Genomic DNA, 16,623 nt, shown 5'->3' with positions numbered 1-16,623 from the left:
CAGTCTTCGCGGGTGTCAAAAACCCAAGCGTTACCTACTCGCGAAGCGTCATCATTTCAACGCAAGATGCCGCGTAAGTCTCCGGAGGCCGCCCGCGCGGCCGAACGGAGACGGGCATCGCAAGATGCTCCGAGCCCGAAAGGAACTGCGCAAGAATGCCAAGCACGCCGACCGCCCCAGCTGCCTGAAAACTTGAATTGCCAGAGTCCGGTGCGGTGGCGTCCCGGGGTGCGCGGGGCGTCGATAAGCCCGAGGGAATCTGAAGGGAGCCGAAGGCGGACGAAGATGACGACGGGGCAGTCCGGAGCGAAGGCTCCGGACCGCAATCGTGGCCCCGCGCGCCCCGGGACGCCACCGTGCCGGACGTCTTAAGAACCGAAGTCGCCGCAGCACTGAACGCCTAAAAAACCGAATCCGTCTCCGCACCGAACGCCTTAAAACCCGAAGCACGTCACCGCCCAGGACACGTCAAGAACCAAACCCGCAACACCGGCAAGCAACGTACAAAGACCTACAGTGCTAGTTCACACCCAGCCAGAAATCACGTAAATCAGAGCACCCGAGCAATCGCATCCCGAGCCTGATGCGACAGTTCCAACCGTGTCGGCAGACTCCCATCCGGATGACGCGCAGCCAGCGGCGGCAGAAATACCACTTCGACGGATAAACCGGTCACGCCCAGCACCCGCCAAAGGTTACCCACCAAAGACTCCTCCCCCACAAACGCCGCATATCCGCTGCGCTTGCCGTGCTGCATGAACCGCAGCGCCACGGGTTGGATTTCAACCGCCGCCGCGCGGGCGGGTTCGAAGAGGCTGGCGTGGAAAGGGAGGAGCTCGAAGCCTTCGGTCGTCGTGCCTTCCGGAAACAGGCCGACCGCGTCGCCCTGTTTGAAGCGCGCCTGCATCGACTCGCCCATCGCGTGCACCGCGTGGCGCTGGCCGCGTTCAATGAACAGCGTGCCTGCGCCGGCGACCAGCCAGCCGATCACCGGCCAGGCGCGGATCTCGCTCTTGGCCACGAAAGACGTCGCGCGGGCCGAGTTCAGGACGAAGATGTCGACCCAGGACACGTGGTTGGCCACCAGCAGCACCGGTCCTTCCACGCGTGGTTCGCCCTTGAGGATGACCTTGATGCCACAGGCTGCCATCAGCCAGCGCGACCACCGGCGGTTCAGCCGGGCGCGGGCTGCGGGGCGCATCAGGGGGTAGGCTAGGCCCACGCTCAGCAGGCCGAAAATGATCAGGGGCAGGACAAGGCTCAGCCGTAGGACAAAGCGCAGCAGCTTCAAACTGGAGTCTCCCAGGCCGGTTGACCACCGACCACGGTGGCTCGTACTCGACCGGGCAGCATCATACCTGCGAAAGGTGTCTGGGCGCTGCGGCTTTGCAGTGCTGCCGGCATCACCATCCATTCGGTGTCCAGGTCCGCCAGACACAGGTCTGCCGGCGCGTCCACGCCCAGATTGCCGCATGGACCCACGTGCGGCGCGACGGCGGACAGCACGGTGGCCGGGCCCGACGTCACGCGTGCCAACGCGTCGCCGACTGAACGGCGGCTGTCGCGCGCCCACTTCAGAGCCAGCGACAGCAGCAGTTCAAGACCGGTTGCGCCCGGTGTGGCGGCCGCGAACGGGGCGGCCTTGCCTCGTGCGTCCACCGGCGTGTGATCCGAGCACAGCGCGTCGATCACGCCCTCCGCCAGCGCCGACTGAAGCGCGTCGCGGTCACGCTGGCCGCGCAGCGGCGGCGACAGGCGGTGATTCGTGTCGAAGAAGCCGATGTCCACGTCCGTCAGCAGCAGGTTGTTCATGGACACATCCGCCGTGACCGGCAGGCCTTCCCGGCGGGCCGCGCGCAACAGTTCCACGCCGGCCGCTGTCGACAGGCGCGACAGGTGCACGCGCGCGCCGGTCGCGCGCTGCAATTCGAAGATCGTCTGCAGCGCCACCGTCTCTGCCTGCGCCGGCATGCCTTCAAGGCCCAGGCGTTCCGCGTACGCGCCGCTGGCGGCCGAGGCGCCCCGTGCAAGCCAGGGGTCTTGCGCACGCAGCCATAGCGTCTGGCCCAGACCGCTTGCGTAACGCATCGCGCCCCAAAGCACCCGCGTGTCCGCCACGAGCGACTCGCCCTGTGCGAACGCGATGCTGCCTGCCCGCGCCAGCAGCGCCATCTCGGTCAGTGTTTCGCCGGCCAGGCCCACGGTCATCGCGCCCAGCGGGTGAACTGCGCACTGCCCCGCCTGCGTGTGGCGCAGCAGCGCCTCGAGCTTGGTCGGTTCGTCCGGCGGATTATCGGCATCGGGCGGCAGCACCAGGCGCGTCACGCCACCGGCCAAGGCAGCGCGCAGTTCGCCGGGCGCTAATCCCGCGTTGCCCGGCTGCGTCACGCGCGCCGACAGATCGATCAGGCCCGGCAACACGGCCAGGCCCGTTGCATCAATACGCCGATCCGCCTGGAAGGCGTCGGGCGCCGCGCCAACCGCGACGATGCGGCCCGCGGCAATGTAGAGATCGTGCTGACCATCCACGCCGTTTGCGGGATCGATCAGCCGGCCGTTGGCTATGTGCAGTCTCATGGCGCCGCTCCGGCCAGCACGCGCAGCACCGCCGTGCGCAGGGGTTGTTCAAGCGCCGCGACGCGCGCTTCGGTGGGTTCGAGGGCGGCGGCGATGTCGCCATCCACTTCCACGCCCGGCACCAGCCCGCCCGCGGGCAGCAGCAGCACATCCGGCTTGGCAAACGCCAGCGCCGCGAGCGTGATGCCGTGGGTGCAGGCGTATTCGCGCGCCGACGGAAGCTGCGCGCCGCTGATTTCTTCGACATTCAGCGGCAGCGCGATCACCACGTCCGCATCGCTCAGGCTTTCCTGCAGCGTTGCGCACGCGCGCACACCCAGTTGGGCCAGGCCGTCAGGCAGCAGCGTGCGCGGCGCGGCGACCCGCACTTCGGGCACGCCCAGTGTGGTCAGCAGATGGATGACGGAACGCGCCACACCGGAATGGCGGATGTCGCCCACCAGCGTCACGACGAGGCTGGTGAGGTCAGGTTTGATCTCGATGATGGCCTGTACCAGCGCCAATGCGGCTACGGGATCGGCATGCCGTCCGTCGCCCGCATTGAGCACGTGCAAACCGGGCGCGGCATGGGCCGCGGCGCAATGGGCCGCGCCGCTCTGGCCGTGGCGCAGGATCAGCACGCCAGGCGCCAACGCAGCGGCCGTTTCCGCAAGCGCCTCAATGGCTTGCGCTTCCAGCGGCACCGGCAGCATCGACAGGCTGGCCGTGGCAGCGGCGTAGGCGTCGCAGGCTGCAGTGTCCGTGTCGGGCAGACACAGAAATACCGGCATTTCCGGCGCGATGGACGGCGGCGAATCGTCGGACGCCGACGGCGCGCGCGCCATCTCGAGCAGGCGCTCGACGTGCCGGCGCGGCAGCCCTTCGGTAGTCAGCAGATGCGTGAGTTCGCCGCGGCGGTCGAGTTGCGGATTGAGCATGGGCAAGACAGGCCGCGGCCGTCAGACCGCGGGCAAGGCGTCCAGATAGCGTTGCAGGATAACCGCCGCCGCCATCGCGTCGTCCGCGGCATGTGTGCCGAGCAGGCGTTGCGCCTCCATGCTGGAGCCGCGTTCGTCCACCAGTTCCACGGCGATGCCGAAACGGCCATTCAGTTGGTTGGCAAAGCGGCGGCAGCGTGCCGTGGCGGGTTGTTCGCCGCCTTCGGCGTCCAGCGCCAGACCGACGACGACGCGGTGCGGCTGCCATTCCTGCAGCAGTGCCGCGATGCGGCCGAAGCGCGCGTCGCGGACTTCACTGAAGATGATTTCGAGCGGACGCGCCTGCCGCGTCAGCGTATTGCCGATGGCAATGCCGATCTTCTTTTCGCCGAAATCGAAGGCGAGCAGGGTTTCTTCAGGCATGGCCAGCGTCGCCCGCCAGCATGACCGGGTCGATGCCCAGCAGCTTGAGCGCGGCGGGGTAGCGTTCCTCGGGCGGCACGTCGAAGATGATGTGCGCGTCCGCGCTCACGCTCAGCCAGGCGTTCTGGCCCATTTCGCTTTCGAGCTGGCCTGCGCCCCAGCCGGCGTAGCCCAGCGTGACCAGCATGCGTGCCGGCCCGTTGCCATCGGCCACCGCCTGCAACACATCGCGCGAGGTGGTCAGCGCCATGTCGCCCAGCTTGATGCTGGAACTGTAGTCGCCGGCGGGCGCGTGCAGCACAAAGCCGCGATCCGTCTGGACCGGTCCGCCAAAGAAGACGAACGTGTCCTTGACGGGTCCGATCTCGAGCGTCAGGTCGATGCGTTCGAACAGCGTGCCCAGCGTGAGATCGGTGGGACGGTTGATGACCAGTCCCAGCGCGCCGCGGTCAGTGTGCTCGCACACGTAGATGACGGAACCCGCCAGGCTTCCTTCGACCATGCCCGGCATGGCGATCAGGAACTGGTTGGCGAAGTTGGCCGCCTCGGTGCTGGCGTTTTCGTGGTGTTTTTCCGTCATGGCAACCCCTTCATGGGTAGTCTGAGAAAACCGTTGGGAGTGATTGCGCAGACGCAAACGTCATGCCTGGCGGCAGTCCGGCGGTTACGAAGAATGGGGTATGCCCCATCTTACGAGCCCTGGCGGAAGTTGTCGGCGTGACGGTTTCAGATTTCCATCAGTTCGAAGTCCTCTTTGCGGGCGCCGCATTCGGGACAGACCCAGTTTGGCGGCACGTCTTCCCAGCGGGTGCCGGGTGCAATGCCTTCGTCGGGCAGGCCGGCCTCTTCGTCATAGACCCAGCCGCAAATCAGACACATCCAAGTACGCATAGTTCTCTCTTACATCAAAACCCCACCGGCGTCCCCGCGGTGGGGCAAAGGTGAGGGGCTTCCATTAGAATGGGGACAATCTTACCGAAACCCAATAGGGGTTCCCCTGATTCATGCCAAATGAGCCGGGGCGCCCTCAATCAAGCACTGTCACGTGGCCCCCGTTACTCCCCCTCTCGTTTTGGTCTTCGGCCCGCTCGATCCCTCGGGATCAGACGGTTTGCCCGCGGATGCCGTCACCTGCGCCCGTCTGGGCTGTCATGGCCTGGCGGCCGTAACCGCGCTGACCGTGCAGGACACCGCCGGCATCGAAGAAATCCACCCCGTTTCCCCCGATCTGCTGGACGACCAGGCGCGTTGCCTGCTCGAAGACATGTCGGTTCAGGCCATCAAGGTGGGCGGACTATACACCGCGGAAACGGCAAGCGTGGCGGCGCAGGTTGCCGCCGACTACAGCCAGGTCCCGCTGGTGCTGCACCTGGGCCAGCGCGCGCAGGTGCCCGCCAATGCCGCCGACGAGGACGAAGCCGACGACCTGCTGGCCGCGACCCTCGAACTGGTGCTGCCGCAGACCGACCTGCTGGTCATTGAACACCTGCGCCTCGCCCAGTGGCACGCCGACGGCGACATCGATATCGGGGACGCACCTACGCCCATGCACGCCCTCGTGGCGGCCGGCGCGGCGTGGGTCCTGGTGCTGGGCAGCCCCCAACGCCCCGGCCACTTCGCCAACGTACTGCTCGGACCCGGCGGCCAGACCCATACGTGGCCCTGGCAGGCGCCCCCGGACCGCAACGGCGATGCCGGCGGCCTGGCCGCCACCGCAATCACCGCCATGCTGGCGCAGGGCCTGGAAATGCCGGAGGCCGTGCGCCAGGGTCTGGTCCACGCCGACGCCGCCGTGGCCGCCAGCTTCCTGCCGGGCATGGGCCGGCGCATTCCCAATCGGATCCTGCCCCAATGAAATCGCTGCGTTTTCCCACCGGCCTGTATGGAGTGACGCCTGAATGGGACGACACCGACCGCCTGCTCAAGGCCGTGCGTGACGCGGCCGCGGGCGGCATGCGGTCGCTGCAATTGCGCCGCAAGAACGTGCCTGACGCCGTGCGCGCCGCGCAGGCCCGCGCCCTGGCGCCGCTGTGCCGCGAACTAGGTGTGGTGTTTCTCATCAATGACGACTGGCGCCTGGCGCTGGACGTCGGCGCAGACGGCGCGCACGTGGGGCGCGACGACGAAAGCCTGGCGCACATCCGCCGCGAAGCCGGCCCCGATTTGATCCTGGGCGGCTCCAGCTACGACGACCTGACGCGGGCACGTGAATTGCTCGACGCGGGCGCAGACTACATCGCGTTCGGCGCCATGTTCGCGTCCACCGTCAAACCCGACACGGTGCGCGCGCCGCTGTCCGTCCTGACCGAAGCCCGCCGCCTTGCCGACGAGCGCGACGCGCCCCGGCCCGCGGTGGTCGCCATCGGGGGCATCACGCCCGCCAATGCGCCGCTCGTGGCCCAGGCCGGCGCCGACGCCATCGCCGTCATCACGGCGCTGTTCGAGGTGCCCAGCGTCCGGGCCGCCGCCGTGGCCTGCTCCGCGCCCTATTCCGCCAACTCCAACCGTAAGCCTTGATCGCCATGTCCAGTAACGCTCAGCTCTTCGACCGCGCCTGCCGCAGCATTCCCGGCGGCGTCAACTCGCCCGTTCGCGCTTTCCGCTCTGTGGGCGGCACGCCGCGCTTTATCAAGCGCGCGCAAGGCCCGTACGTGTGGGATGCGGAAGACAAGCAGTACATCGACTACGTCGGTTCGTGGGGCCCGGCCATTCTGGGCCACTCGCACCCGGAAGTGGTGCGCGCGGTGCAGGAAGCGGCCGTCAACGGCCTGTCATTCGGCGCGCCGACTGAAGCGGAAATCGAGCTGGCCGAAGTGCTGATCTCGCGCCTGCCGTCGCTGGAACAGGTGCGGCTGGTCAGCTCGGGCACCGAAGCCACCATGACGGCGATCCGTCTGGCACGTGGGGCCACCGGCCGCGCCAAGATCGTCAAGTTCGAGGGCTGCTATCACGGCCATTCGGACAGCCTGCTGGTCAAGGCCGGATCGGGGCTGCTGACCTTCGGCAATCCCAGCTCGGCCGGCGTGCCGCCTGAGTTCGTCTCGCACACGCTGACCCTGGAATACAACAACCTGGATGCCGTGCGCGAAGCCTTTGCGCAGCACGGCGCCGACATCGCCTGCATCATCGTGGAGCCGGTCGCCGGCAACATGAACCTCATCAAGCCGGCGCCCGGCTTCCTGGAAGGTCTGCGCGAGGTCTGCACGCAGCACGGTGCGCTGCTGATTTTCGACGAAGTCATGACGGGCTTTCGCGTGGGACCGCAAGGCGTGCAGGGCCTGACGGGCGTCAAGCCCGACATCACCACGCTGGCCAAGGTGATCGGCGGCGGCATGCCGGTGGGCGCCTTCGGCGGCAGCGCCGAAGTCATGAAGCACATCGCCCCGCTGGGCGGCGTCTACCAGGCCGGCACGTTGTCCGGCAATCCGGTGGCCGTGGCAGCGGGTCTGGCCACGCTGCGACTGATCGGCGCGCCGGGCTTCTACGAGAATCTGTCGGCGCAGACCGCCAAGCTGGCGCAAGGCTTGCAGGAACGCGCGCGCAAGGCCGGCCTGCCCTTCTCGGCGGACTCGGTGGGCGGCATGTTCGGCATCTACTTCAGCGACAGCATCCCGGCCTCGTTCGCGCAGGTCTCGGCCTGCGACACGGCGGCATTCAACCGCTTCTTCCATGCCATGCTGGACAACGGCGTGCACTTCGCGCCGTCCGCCTTCGAAGCGGGCTTCGTGTCGGCCACGCACGACGACACCGTCATCCAGGCCACGCTGGATATCGCGGACAAGGTGTTCGCAGGGCTTTAAGCGGTTGTCCGGAGCGGGCTTCGCGCCCGCTTGCGTCACGGCGCCTTGTACTGCTCGTACAGCGCCGTCACATTCTTCACATAGGCCTGGGTTTCCGCGTACGGCGGCACTGCGTCGTACTTGCGCACCGCGCCCTCGCCCGCGTTGTACGCGGCCAGCGCAAGATCCAGGCGGCCCGGATACCGGTCGATCAGCCGGCGCAGGTGGCGCGATCCGGCCTGCACATTGGTCGCCGGATCCACCAGCGCGCGTTCCACGTCATCCACCGACAGCAACGGCGCCGCCGTGGCCGGCATCAATTGCATCAGGCCCAGCGCACCCTTGGGCGAGCGGGCATCGCTGCGAAAGCCCGATTCGATGGCGATGACGGCCGTCAGCAACGCCTGGTCGACTCCCGAATCCAACGCAGCGCGGGCGATCAGGTTGTCGTGCTTGGTCGTGGGTTTGACGGTGCTCCAGCGCAACGCCGGTTCGGCGGGCGCGCGAGTCACGCGGCGGGCGCCGTCACCGGCTTCCGGCTCACAGGTCAGGCACAATTTCTCGGCGCCGCCGCGCAGCGCGGTTCTTGCTTGCGCGCGCTTGTAGTATTTACCGGTGCCGGTTGGCACCTTCATCGTGCGCCAGACGCCGAACGGATCCTTGTAGCGGTAGGTGTCGGCGGCCTGCACGGGAGCGGCGGCCGCCAGCGCCAGAGCACCCGTCGCCAGCGCCGCCATCCCGCCGGCGCGCGCCAGCATGGCGCGCGTGGCCGAAAGAATGGAGGAAGGTGGGTGGGACATGGGACGGGGCTCCGGCGGCGTCCTGAGACGCGTTGGCGAGCCCTTATGCTGCTTGCGCCATCCCGGTCCTGTCTTTCCTGCCGATGATCTAGATCGCGATGGCGCGCACGTTTCCCAGGGAAAATCGGGGACGCGACTAGGCCATGCGGCCGATAAATTTTGGCTGTTACCGCCGGTAAAGATCGTCCCGGCAAAGAATATGACGTAATATTTCGTTCAATTACCAAATGATTGAACCGGCCGCTCGTGCCGGAATCGGAGAGAGGGTGAAATGGGCGCAGAAAACTTGCTCCAGTTGATACTGGATGCCGACACCAACGTCCTGACGGCGGTGTATACGCCGCCACCTCGTCCCGAATCCGCCGTCGCCGACGGCGCACCCGGTACAGCGAAAGCGGAAGGCGGCGACCCTGCCGATGCACCGGCTGGTTCACCGTCCGCCTCCCAGGCCGATGCCCAGACCGCCGACGAGGATGCCGACGTTGCGGTTGCCGACGAGGCCGACGCCCCGCCGGTCAACACCGACCTTCCGACGTGGGACGTGCTGGTCGCTGCCGCGGCCGCACAAGGCTGGGGCCCCGATGCGCTCGACAATCACGCCATCGTCGCCTTCATCCACCTGTGCCGCACGGCCGCCGAGCCCGTCCAGAGCCCCGTCGGCAAGGTCGTGGACGGCAGCTTCGACATCGAGCTGAACGCCACCCTCATGGCGGCAACGCTGACGCTGCACCCGCCCAAGGGCGGCAAGCCCATCACGCTGGAAGCGGTGCGCCAGGCCCTGGCGGATCAGGGCATCGTGCACGGCGTGCTGGACGGCGCGCTGGCCGAGGCCGTAGCGTTGGGACGCGCCGAGACCATCCTGGCCGCGCAGGGCACGCCGCCCACGCGCGGCACGCCCACCCGTTTTGAAAGCCTGCTGGACCGCCTGAAGCCCCGCGCCGAGGACATCGACGAATTGGCCCAGGTGGATTACCGCGACCTCGGCAGCCTGCTGCTTGTGTCGCCCGGCACGCCGCTCATGCGCCGCTTTCCGCCGCTGCCCGGCGTGGACGGCACCAACGTGCTGGGCGCGGCCGTGCTGCCCGACGAGTTGCCGGACACCCCGTTTTCCAAGGAACTGTCCGGCGTCGAGATCGATCCGGAAGATCCACTGCTGCTGCGCGCGGCCATTTCCGGCACGCCGACGCTCATCACCCACGGCGTGCAGGTCAACCCCATGGTGGAGGTGGACGCCGTCAACCTGTCCACCGGCAACATCAACTTCGAAGGCTCCCTGCAGGTGCGCGGCGACATCGCCGCCACCATGGAAGTGCGCGTGACCGGTGACGTGGTCGTCAACGGCACCATCGAAGCCGCGCTGGTCGAGGCCGGCGGCAGCGTCACCGTCAAGGGCGGCATCATCGGCATGGCCGAAACCGTGCACGACGCCTCGGGAACACCGCGCACCGCGCACATCGTCTGCGGCGGCACGCTGCGGGCCAAGTTCATCGAGAACGCCGTCATCAGCGCGGGCCAGGACATCGATGTCGAACGTGAAATCCGCCAGTGCAGCATCGCCGCCGGCGGCAGCGTGAACGTCGGCCCGCCCAACACGCAGCAAAGCGCCATCACGGGCGGCGAGACCCGCGCGCTGCTGGCAGTGCGCGCCGGCACCATCGGCTCGCCCGCGGGCATTCCGACGCTGGTGCAGGCAGGCCTGGACCCGCACGCCGACATCAAACGCTCGGCGCTCACGCGCAAGCGCCTGAAGATGAACGAGGAAAAGGCCAAGCTGGAACAACTGCTGATGTTCCTGCAGGCGAACCCGCAACGGGCCACGGGCGACGTGGTCGAACGCGCGCGCAACACGCACACCAAGCTCATCGGCGACCTGGCCGGGCTGGAAACCGAGGAAGCGCAACTGGCCCGCGACCTGCTGCCCCAGCAGAACGCCACTATCGCCGCCACGCGGCGGTTCTGTAGCGGCACCAAGATTCAGCTGGGCAACAAGATGCAGGAGTTCCTGGAAGACCAGGTGGGCGGCAAGGCTGGCCTGGAAGAAGGGGAGATCGTGATTCGCTGATGGGCGCGCGAGGGCGTTGGCAGCCGCGCAGCCCTCGTGCGGAACCGACATAGCACCCAATCGGGGGGCTGCCCCCCCTGCGGCTTCCCCTCCGACCGGCTTAGGACTAAGTCGGGTGTCTGACCCCCTCTCAGGCGCCGTCGTCCGGCATCAATTCCTGGAACCACACGCGCGGCGAGATGCCGCGGTCCGGGCCCAGGATCGAGAAGCCGCCGTCCACGGGAATGTCGACGCCCGTCATCCACGATGCCGCGTCGGAGCACGCAAAACACACAGCAGCCGCGATCTCCTCGCCGGAACCCACGCGGCCCAGCGGATGAAAATGCGCGCCCACCGCATCGGCTGCCTGGCGCGATCCGCCCGACAGCTGTTCCACCGACGGCGACCAGGTCCACGCTGGCGACACGGCCAACACACGCACCCCGGCCGGCGCCAATTCCACCGCGAAATTCTTGGTGATCTGCAGCAGCGCCGCCTTGGACGCCGGATACAGCGCGCGTCCGGCCGCGCCGAACTTGCCGCCCGTGCTGCCCAGATTCACGACCACGCCGCCGCGGGGCAGATGCGCAGCCGCCAGCTGCGTGAAGATCGCCGCCGACACGAGGTTCGTGTCCAGCGTCCGATGCCATTCCTCCCGCGACGATGCCAGCCCGCGGTCCGCATACTGGCAGGCGTTGTTGACCAGGAAATCCAGCCGGCCAAAGCGCGCCAGCGCGGCGTCGATGCAGGCCTGGATCTGGGCGTCCTCACCGATATCGGTTTCGCAGAACAGCGCGCGGTCGCCCAACGCCTTGGCCAGCGCCTCGCCTGCCTCGGCGTTGCGGCCGGCCAGCACGACGTTGGCGCCCGCCGCCGCCAGGCCGCGCGCGATATCCGCGCCCAGGCCTTGCGTACTGCCGGTGACGATGGCGGTCTTGCCCGCCAGGCCGGGAAAGCCTGAGAAATCCATGTGTATTCCTTATCAGTTTGGCGCGGCGGCCCAGCGTACCGCGTCGTGCACCGAGCCCGTCCGCGCGATCAGCCGCATGCTGGCCAGCGACGCCTCGTGCACCGCCGGATCGGCCGACGCGCAGGCATCTTCGGCCACCATCACCGAGAAGCCGATATCCGCGGCATGGCGCACCGTGCCCTCAACCACCGAATGCGTCGCCACGCCCGCCACCACCAGCCGCCGCGCGCCCAGCAGCCGCAGGGTTTCCTCAAGCGGCGTGCCGTAGAACGCGCTGATGCGCGTGTGCTTGACGACGAACTCGCGCGCGCTGCCCGCCAGCGGATGCAGGCCGTCGTAGAACGCGCTGCCCCACTGCCCTTCCGGCACCGCGCCGATCGTGGCCACATTGCGGAAGATCTCGCAATTGGGCAGCAGGTCCGCGTAGTCCGGACGAAATGCAATGCGCACGTGCACGATGGGTAGCGCGTGCGACCGCGCGCCCTCTAGTAATGCCGCGGCGTTGTCCAGCAGGCGCTGGCGCGCTCCGCTGTCGGCATCCAGCCCGACGCGGATCTTGCCATCCGGATGCAGCACATCGTTCTGATAGTGCAACGCCAGCACCGCCACGTCCGCGTTCATCACACAAACACCTCGAACGCGTCGTGCGCATCGTCGCAGTTCACGAGGTCCACGCGCTTCATGCGGATGCGCCAGCCATCGCCCTCGGCGGCCAGCTTGTGCGTATAACGGCCTGCAAGCTGGCGCGGCTGCCGCTTGCGCCATTCGGTCATCTGAAAGACCGAGTGCACCACCAGGTTGCCGGCCGCATCCACACCCTCGACCTGCACGCCGCCCACCAGCCGCACGCTGCGCGTTGGCGGTTGCTGCGACCAGTTGCGCGGATGCTCCAGGCGCCGGATGCGCACGTCGCGCAGCATGCGGTCTTCCCAGAAGATCGAGATGAAGTCGTACGGACTTTCCTGGCCATGCTTGCGCGGCATCCAGTACATGCCGTCCTCGGTCCACAGCGCCTGCCACTCGTCATAGCGCCGTTCGTCCAGCAACCGCGCCTCGCGGTACAGGAACTGCGCGATGCGATGGTAGGCGTCGGCGGGCACGTCGGCCGGCGCAAGATTCGCGGTGCCGACGTCGAAATCCAGATCTAGCAGCATGCGCCGTCTCCCTTGGCCGTGGCGTCTGCGCTGGTCCCGGCGCCCGCCTCCATGTAAGCCTTCCACGCGCGGAACTGATTGCGCATGGGCAATTCGCTGGTACCGTTCACGGACACCATGCCGTCGGGCTCGACGCGGTCCGTGCCGTGATAGCGGTGCATGCTGACCCAGTCGCCGCCCCGCGTCGCGTTGCCTTCCTGGCAGCGGTTGTAGAGCTCGATGTCGTCCGGCATCACGTTGGACGACGGCGAATTGATGACGTTGGCGTACAGCATCGCGCGCTTGAACACGCCCTCCGGCGCGCCCTTGCAGCGAAACGTCTGGATCTCGATCAAGGTGCGATCCACCGCCACCGGCCGGATCACGCGGAACTGCTGGAACACCGTGTGGGGCGAGCCGCTGCCGTAGATCACGGTGTTGTGGCGGTTCATCCCCAGGATCTCGCGAGCGCGCTGCTCGCCATAAGCGCCGGTCAGCGACTCGAAGTGCGCGCGCGACACCGGATCGCGTTCGGCGGCGCCCGGATTGAAGATGCCCTCCATGTAGCCGTGGCCGTTGTCGTAGGCGCGCAGCTCCAGCTTCTCCCAGAACTCGTAGGGCTCGCCGTTGCCGTCCATGATGTGCAGCTCGAGCGGCATCTCGCCCATTTCCTTGGCCTCGTCGCGCGCCGCCGCATACGACGATTCATGCGTCACGCGCGCGTGCATCGTGTCGTGCAGGTTCTCGTAGAACACCTTCCAGTTCGACCGCTGCATCACGCGGAAGATGCCGCCCGCGACTTCCACCTCGCCCACCGGCGAACGGTCGCACAGGTTGTCGATGGACGAGCGCACGCCGCCCAGAAAATCCACAAGCGGCTGCCCTTCAGCGGATTGGCTCGCGAACACGAAGCCGCGGTAGCTCTCGACGCGCGGCAACCGCCGCATCGAGAACGACGGATCCGTGGGATCGTACGACGTGCCTTCCAGCCCTTGCTTGAGCGGCACCCCCAGATGGCTGCCGTCCAGCTTGAACGTCCAAGCGTGGTACGGACAACGGAAAAACTTGCCCGCACAGCCTTCGCCGTCGGCCACCACCTTCGCCCCTTTGTGCGGACAGCGGTTGTACAGCACGTGCACGCGCCCATCGGCCGCGCGCACCATCAGCACGTCCTGATCGCCCAGGCGCGTCGTGTGATAGTCGCCCGTCTTGGGCACCTGGCTTTCGTGGCCCACGTAGATCCACGCGCGGCCGTAGATGCGCTGCATCTCAAGGTCGAAGATCGCCGGATCGGTGTACAGGGCCCGGTGCACGCTGTCGCCGCGCACCAGCCCCGCCAGTTGTTCGTCGGTATATGGCATGTCGTCTCCCTACTTGTTCGCGCTGTCCTTCCAGCGCGCCATCAGCGTGTTGGAAGGCAGGGTTTCGTCCAGCAGCTTGGCCGCCGTCTCGCGGCCCGCGGTGGGCAGACCGGCCGGATCCAGCAGGCCCACCTGCACCAGCACGCTCGCCTGATCCCAATAGATGTGCTCGTGATAAAGCTTGTCGCCGCAGAACTTCACGATGGCCACCAGCGGGATCTCCACATACTTGCCCGTCGGCGCGACGCCCGGCAGCATCCAGTCGATCTCGGTCGTGTGGGTAAAGCAGAACAGCAGCTCGTCCACGATCTGCGTCGCGCCCACCGTGCGCGACAGCGGCACCAGCCGCGTGTCCGGCGGGTTGCTGTTCACGAAATGATGCTGATAGAAGCGCGACAGCTCCTTGTAGCCCACGCCGCCCGTCATCGTCGGGATGTGGTTGACGTAAGGCTCGGCCACCATCGTCGCCATCGTCGCCGCCACGTCGCGCGTGCCGAATTCATATTCGCAGTGCTTGTCCCACAGATACGAATAATCGAACTCCGGCCCGATCGTGCGCTGCAGCGCCGCCATGCTGCGCTGGTGCGCCATCAACGCCGACGGCTTGTCGTAGTGATCGCCGCCCGTGCGTGCAAACGCATGGTCCACGCCGGGATACACGTACAGCTCCACGCCCGGCTTGCCGCCCAGCGCTTCCAGGATGCGCTTGCGAGCCTCGGGCGGACAGAACCCGTCCTGCTCGGCAATGTGCAGCACCAGGCGGCCACGCAGATTGCCGGCTTCCTCAAGGCTGTCCTCGATGCCCACGCCGTAATATCCCACCGCCACATCCGCGTCCGTGCGGCACGCCGCCAGATAAGCCAGCTTGCCGCCCAGGCAATAGCCCAGCACGCCCGCGCCGCCTTCCTGTTCGGGCAGTTCGCGCAGCACCGCCAGCGTCGACGCAATGTCCTTGATGCCCAGATCCACGTCAAAACCCTTGTACAGCTCGAACGCGCGCGGCATGTCCGCCGGCCCGTCCGTCAGCTGGATGCCCGGCTGCTGACGCCAGAACAGATCCGGCACCAGCACCACATAGCCTTCCTCGGCCAGCAGTTGCGCGCTGCGCCGCATGAAATCGTTGACGCCAAAGATCTCCTGGCACAACACCAGACCCGGGCCGCGGCCCGAGGCCGGGACCGCCAGATAGGCGCCGAAGGACTTGCCATCGTGCGAGGCGATCGTCACCTCGCGCGTCGTAATGCGTTCAGTCATGCGTATCTCCTGTATTGCAAAGCTGCGGCGGCCTACTTCATCTGGCACGCGGCGGCGAAGGGATCCTGGTATTGCGTCAGCACCGTGCCCGACAGCTTGTTCGACAGCTTGCCGCTGGCGTCCGCCTCGACCACGCGCAGGTAATAGTTCTGCACCGGGTACTGATTGCGGTTGAACTTGAAATCGCCACGCACCGACTTGAAGTCCGCACGCCGCAACGCCGGACGCAGCGCCTCGGCATCCAGCTTGCCGCCCGTCTGGCGCACCGCGCTGTCCAGCAGCATCGCCGCGTCATACCCCTGCGACGCATACAGCGACGGGCTGCGGTTGTAGGTCTTCTTGAAATCCTCGACGAACTTGCGGTTGGCCGGGTTGTCGAGTTCGGCCGCCCATTGCGCCGTATTGCGCAGGCCCTTGATCGGCGCGCCCACTGCCGCGATCGTGTCTTCATCCCCGGAAAATCCCGGCGCCAGCAGCGCGATGTCCTTGGACAGCCCCGCGCCGTTGAACTGCTTGATGAAATTCACGCCCATCCCGCCCGGCAAAAAGAAAAACACCGCATCCGGCTTGCTGGCGCGCAGCTGCGTGATCTCCACGCCATAGTCCAGCTGGCCGAGCTGCGTGTAGATCTCCTCGGCCACGCCGCCCTTGTACAGACGCTTGAAGCCGTTCAGCGACTCGCGCCCGCCCGGGTAATCCGGCGCGATCAACGCCACGCGCTTGTACCCCTGATCGGCCGCGTACTTGCCCATCGCCGCCGGAATGTCCTCGTTCTGCCAGGCCACCGCAAAGAAATTCGGATTACAGCCCGCGCCCGCATAGTTCTCCGGGCCCGTATTGGTGCTGAGATAAATCGTGTCCGACTGCAGAATCGCCGGCATCACAGGCAGCAGCACATTCGAAAACACGATGCCCGTCATCACGTTCACGCGATCACGCTTAAGAAGACGTTCCACCGCCTGACGCCCGGTATCCGCCTTCTGCTGGTCATCGGCCACCACCACTTCCGCCGCCAACCCGCCCAGCTTGCCGCCCGTATGCTGCAGCGCCAGATTGAAGCCGTCCCGGATCTCGTTGCCCAGCGCCGCGCCCGGCCCCGACAGCGTCGTCAGCAGCCCCACCGTCACCTTGTCGGCCGCCGACGCCACACCCGGCGCGCCCACCGCAGCGCCCATGCAAACCAATGCCGCCAGCGCGCGCCGGCTCCATCCATTTCGATTCATGTGCCACCCCGTATTCGCCGCCAGCCACGCTGGCGGAAAGCTGACAGAACCCGTCTGCCGTCGGTACACGCATGCCGCCGATCCAAGTCGCCCAGCTTACGCGCCGCGGCGCCTCCATTCCAACAGGCCCGCCCACCGTGCACGC

General features: G+C 67.2%; 17 protein-coding genes. 4 read left to right on the top strand and 13 right to left on the bottom strand.

Going from position 1 to position 16,623, the window contains the following annotated elements:
• Positions 1-550 precede the first annotated feature (550 nt).
• From AB3147_RS02830 to AB3147_RS02805, 6 genes are all read right to left on the bottom strand, one after another.
• Positions 551-1,291 carry a lysophospholipid acyltransferase family protein gene (locus tag AB3147_RS02830; RefSeq protein ID WP_367351397.1) on the bottom strand — a complete coding sequence of 247 codons (741 nt, stop codon included), beginning with the start codon at positions 1,289-1,291 and terminating at the stop codon, positions 551-553.
• Entirely contained in the window at positions 1,288-2,577 is a 1,290-nt protein-coding gene (locus tag AB3147_RS02825) for a dihydroorotase (protein WP_367351396.1), read from the bottom strand. Before AB3147_RS02825 ends, AB3147_RS02830 begins: the two co-directional genes overlap by 4 nt.
• Positions 2,574-3,494 carry an aspartate carbamoyltransferase gene (locus AB3147_RS02820; protein WP_218342202.1) on the bottom strand — a complete coding sequence of 307 codons (921 nt, stop codon included), beginning with the start codon at positions 3,492-3,494 and terminating at the stop codon, positions 2,574-2,576. The genes AB3147_RS02825 and AB3147_RS02820 overlap by 4 nt, the downstream gene beginning before the upstream one ends.
• Positions 3,495-3,515: 21 nt before the next feature.
• Entirely contained in the window at positions 3,516-3,917 is a 402-nt protein-coding gene (gene ruvX, locus AB3147_RS02815) for a Holliday junction resolvase RuvX (protein WP_175125920.1), read from the bottom strand.
• Complete coding sequence (locus AB3147_RS02810; RefSeq protein ID WP_175125921.1) at positions 3,910-4,497, bottom strand: YqgE/AlgH family protein; 588 nt, start codon at positions 4,495-4,497, stop codon at positions 3,910-3,912. Before AB3147_RS02810 ends, ruvX begins: the two co-directional genes overlap by 8 nt.
• Positions 4,498-4,643: 146 nt before the next feature.
• Positions 4,644-4,808, bottom strand: a complete 165-nt coding sequence (locus AB3147_RS02805) for a rubredoxin (RefSeq protein WP_003814980.1) — start codon at positions 4,806-4,808, stop codon at positions 4,644-4,646.
• A gap of 139 nt (positions 4,809-4,947) precedes the next feature.
• On the opposite strand from AB3147_RS02805, the gene AB3147_RS02800 reads away from it, so the two are divergent.
• From AB3147_RS02800 to hemL, 3 genes are read left to right on the top strand one after another with little or no spacing between them, the layout of a single operon-like run.
• Positions 4,948-5,772 (top strand): hydroxymethylpyrimidine/phosphomethylpyrimidine kinase, encoded by an 825-nt coding sequence (locus tag AB3147_RS02800; RefSeq protein ID WP_349677776.1) that lies wholly within the window; start codon positions 4,948-4,950, stop codon positions 5,770-5,772.
• Entirely contained in the window at positions 5,769-6,434 is a 666-nt protein-coding gene (thiE, locus tag AB3147_RS02795) for a thiamine phosphate synthase (protein WP_367351395.1), read from the top strand. The genes AB3147_RS02800 and thiE overlap by 4 nt, the downstream gene beginning before the upstream one ends.
• A gap of 5 nt (positions 6,435-6,439) precedes the next feature.
• Positions 6,440-7,717: a glutamate-1-semialdehyde 2,1-aminomutase gene (hemL, locus tag AB3147_RS02790; protein WP_191578232.1), complete on the top strand. Its 1,278-nt coding sequence runs from the start codon at positions 6,440-6,442 to the stop codon at positions 7,715-7,717.
• 35 nt (positions 7,718-7,752) lie between these two features.
• Here the strand turns inward: hemL and AB3147_RS02785 are convergent, their stop codons facing one another.
• Complete coding sequence (locus tag AB3147_RS02785; RefSeq protein WP_367351394.1) at positions 7,753-8,496, bottom strand: lytic transglycosylase domain-containing protein; 744 nt, start codon at positions 8,494-8,496, stop codon at positions 7,753-7,755.
• A gap of 271 nt (positions 8,497-8,767) precedes the next feature.
• On the opposite strand from AB3147_RS02785, the gene AB3147_RS02780 reads away from it, so the two are divergent.
• On the top strand, positions 8,768-10,558 hold the full coding sequence (locus AB3147_RS02780) for a DUF342 domain-containing protein (protein ID WP_438860963.1): 1,791 nt from the start codon (positions 8,768-8,770) through the stop codon (positions 10,556-10,558).
• A 130-nt stretch (positions 10,559-10,688) separates the two neighbouring features.
• On the opposite strand, the gene AB3147_RS02775 is transcribed toward AB3147_RS02780, so the two are convergent.
• Genes AB3147_RS02775 through AB3147_RS02750 form a run of 6 tightly spaced genes read right to left on the bottom strand, consistent with a single transcriptional unit; the run spans position 10,689 to position 16,478 of the window.
• Positions 10,689-11,507, bottom strand: coding sequence for an SDR family oxidoreductase (locus tag AB3147_RS02775; protein ID WP_367351392.1), 819 nt, complete (start codon positions 11,505-11,507; stop codon positions 10,689-10,691).
• Between the two features lie 12 nt (positions 11,508-11,519).
• Positions 11,520-12,128: a cysteine hydrolase family protein gene (locus AB3147_RS02770; protein ID WP_367351391.1), complete on the bottom strand. Its 609-nt coding sequence runs from the start codon at positions 12,126-12,128 to the stop codon at positions 11,520-11,522.
• Entirely contained in the window at positions 12,128-12,661 is a 534-nt protein-coding gene (locus AB3147_RS02765) for an aromatic-ring-hydroxylating dioxygenase subunit beta (RefSeq protein WP_105237233.1), read from the bottom strand. The genes AB3147_RS02770 and AB3147_RS02765 overlap by 1 nt, the downstream gene beginning before the upstream one ends.
• Complete coding sequence (locus AB3147_RS02760; protein WP_175139629.1) at positions 12,652-14,001, bottom strand: aromatic ring-hydroxylating dioxygenase subunit alpha; 1,350 nt, start codon at positions 13,999-14,001, stop codon at positions 12,652-12,654. Before AB3147_RS02760 ends, AB3147_RS02765 begins: the two co-directional genes overlap by 10 nt.
• 9 nt (positions 14,002-14,010) lie before the next feature.
• Positions 14,011-15,255: a dienelactone hydrolase family protein gene (locus tag AB3147_RS02755; protein WP_367351390.1), complete on the bottom strand. Its 1,245-nt coding sequence runs from the start codon at positions 15,253-15,255 to the stop codon at positions 14,011-14,013.
• A 32-nt stretch (positions 15,256-15,287) separates the two neighbouring features.
• Complete coding sequence (locus AB3147_RS02750) at positions 15,288-16,478, bottom strand: ABC transporter substrate-binding protein (protein ID WP_367351389.1); 1,191 nt, start codon at positions 16,476-16,478, stop codon at positions 15,288-15,290.
• Between the last annotated feature and the right edge of the window lie 145 nt (positions 16,479-16,623).

The sequence above is a fragment of the Achromobacter animicus genome, from assembly GCF_040775605.1.
Lineage (GTDB): Bacteria > Pseudomonadota > Gammaproteobacteria > Burkholderiales > Burkholderiaceae_B > Achromobacter > Achromobacter animicus.
Note: the sequence above shows the minus strand (reverse complement) of the source record. Positions and strands in the feature narration are given on the sequence as shown.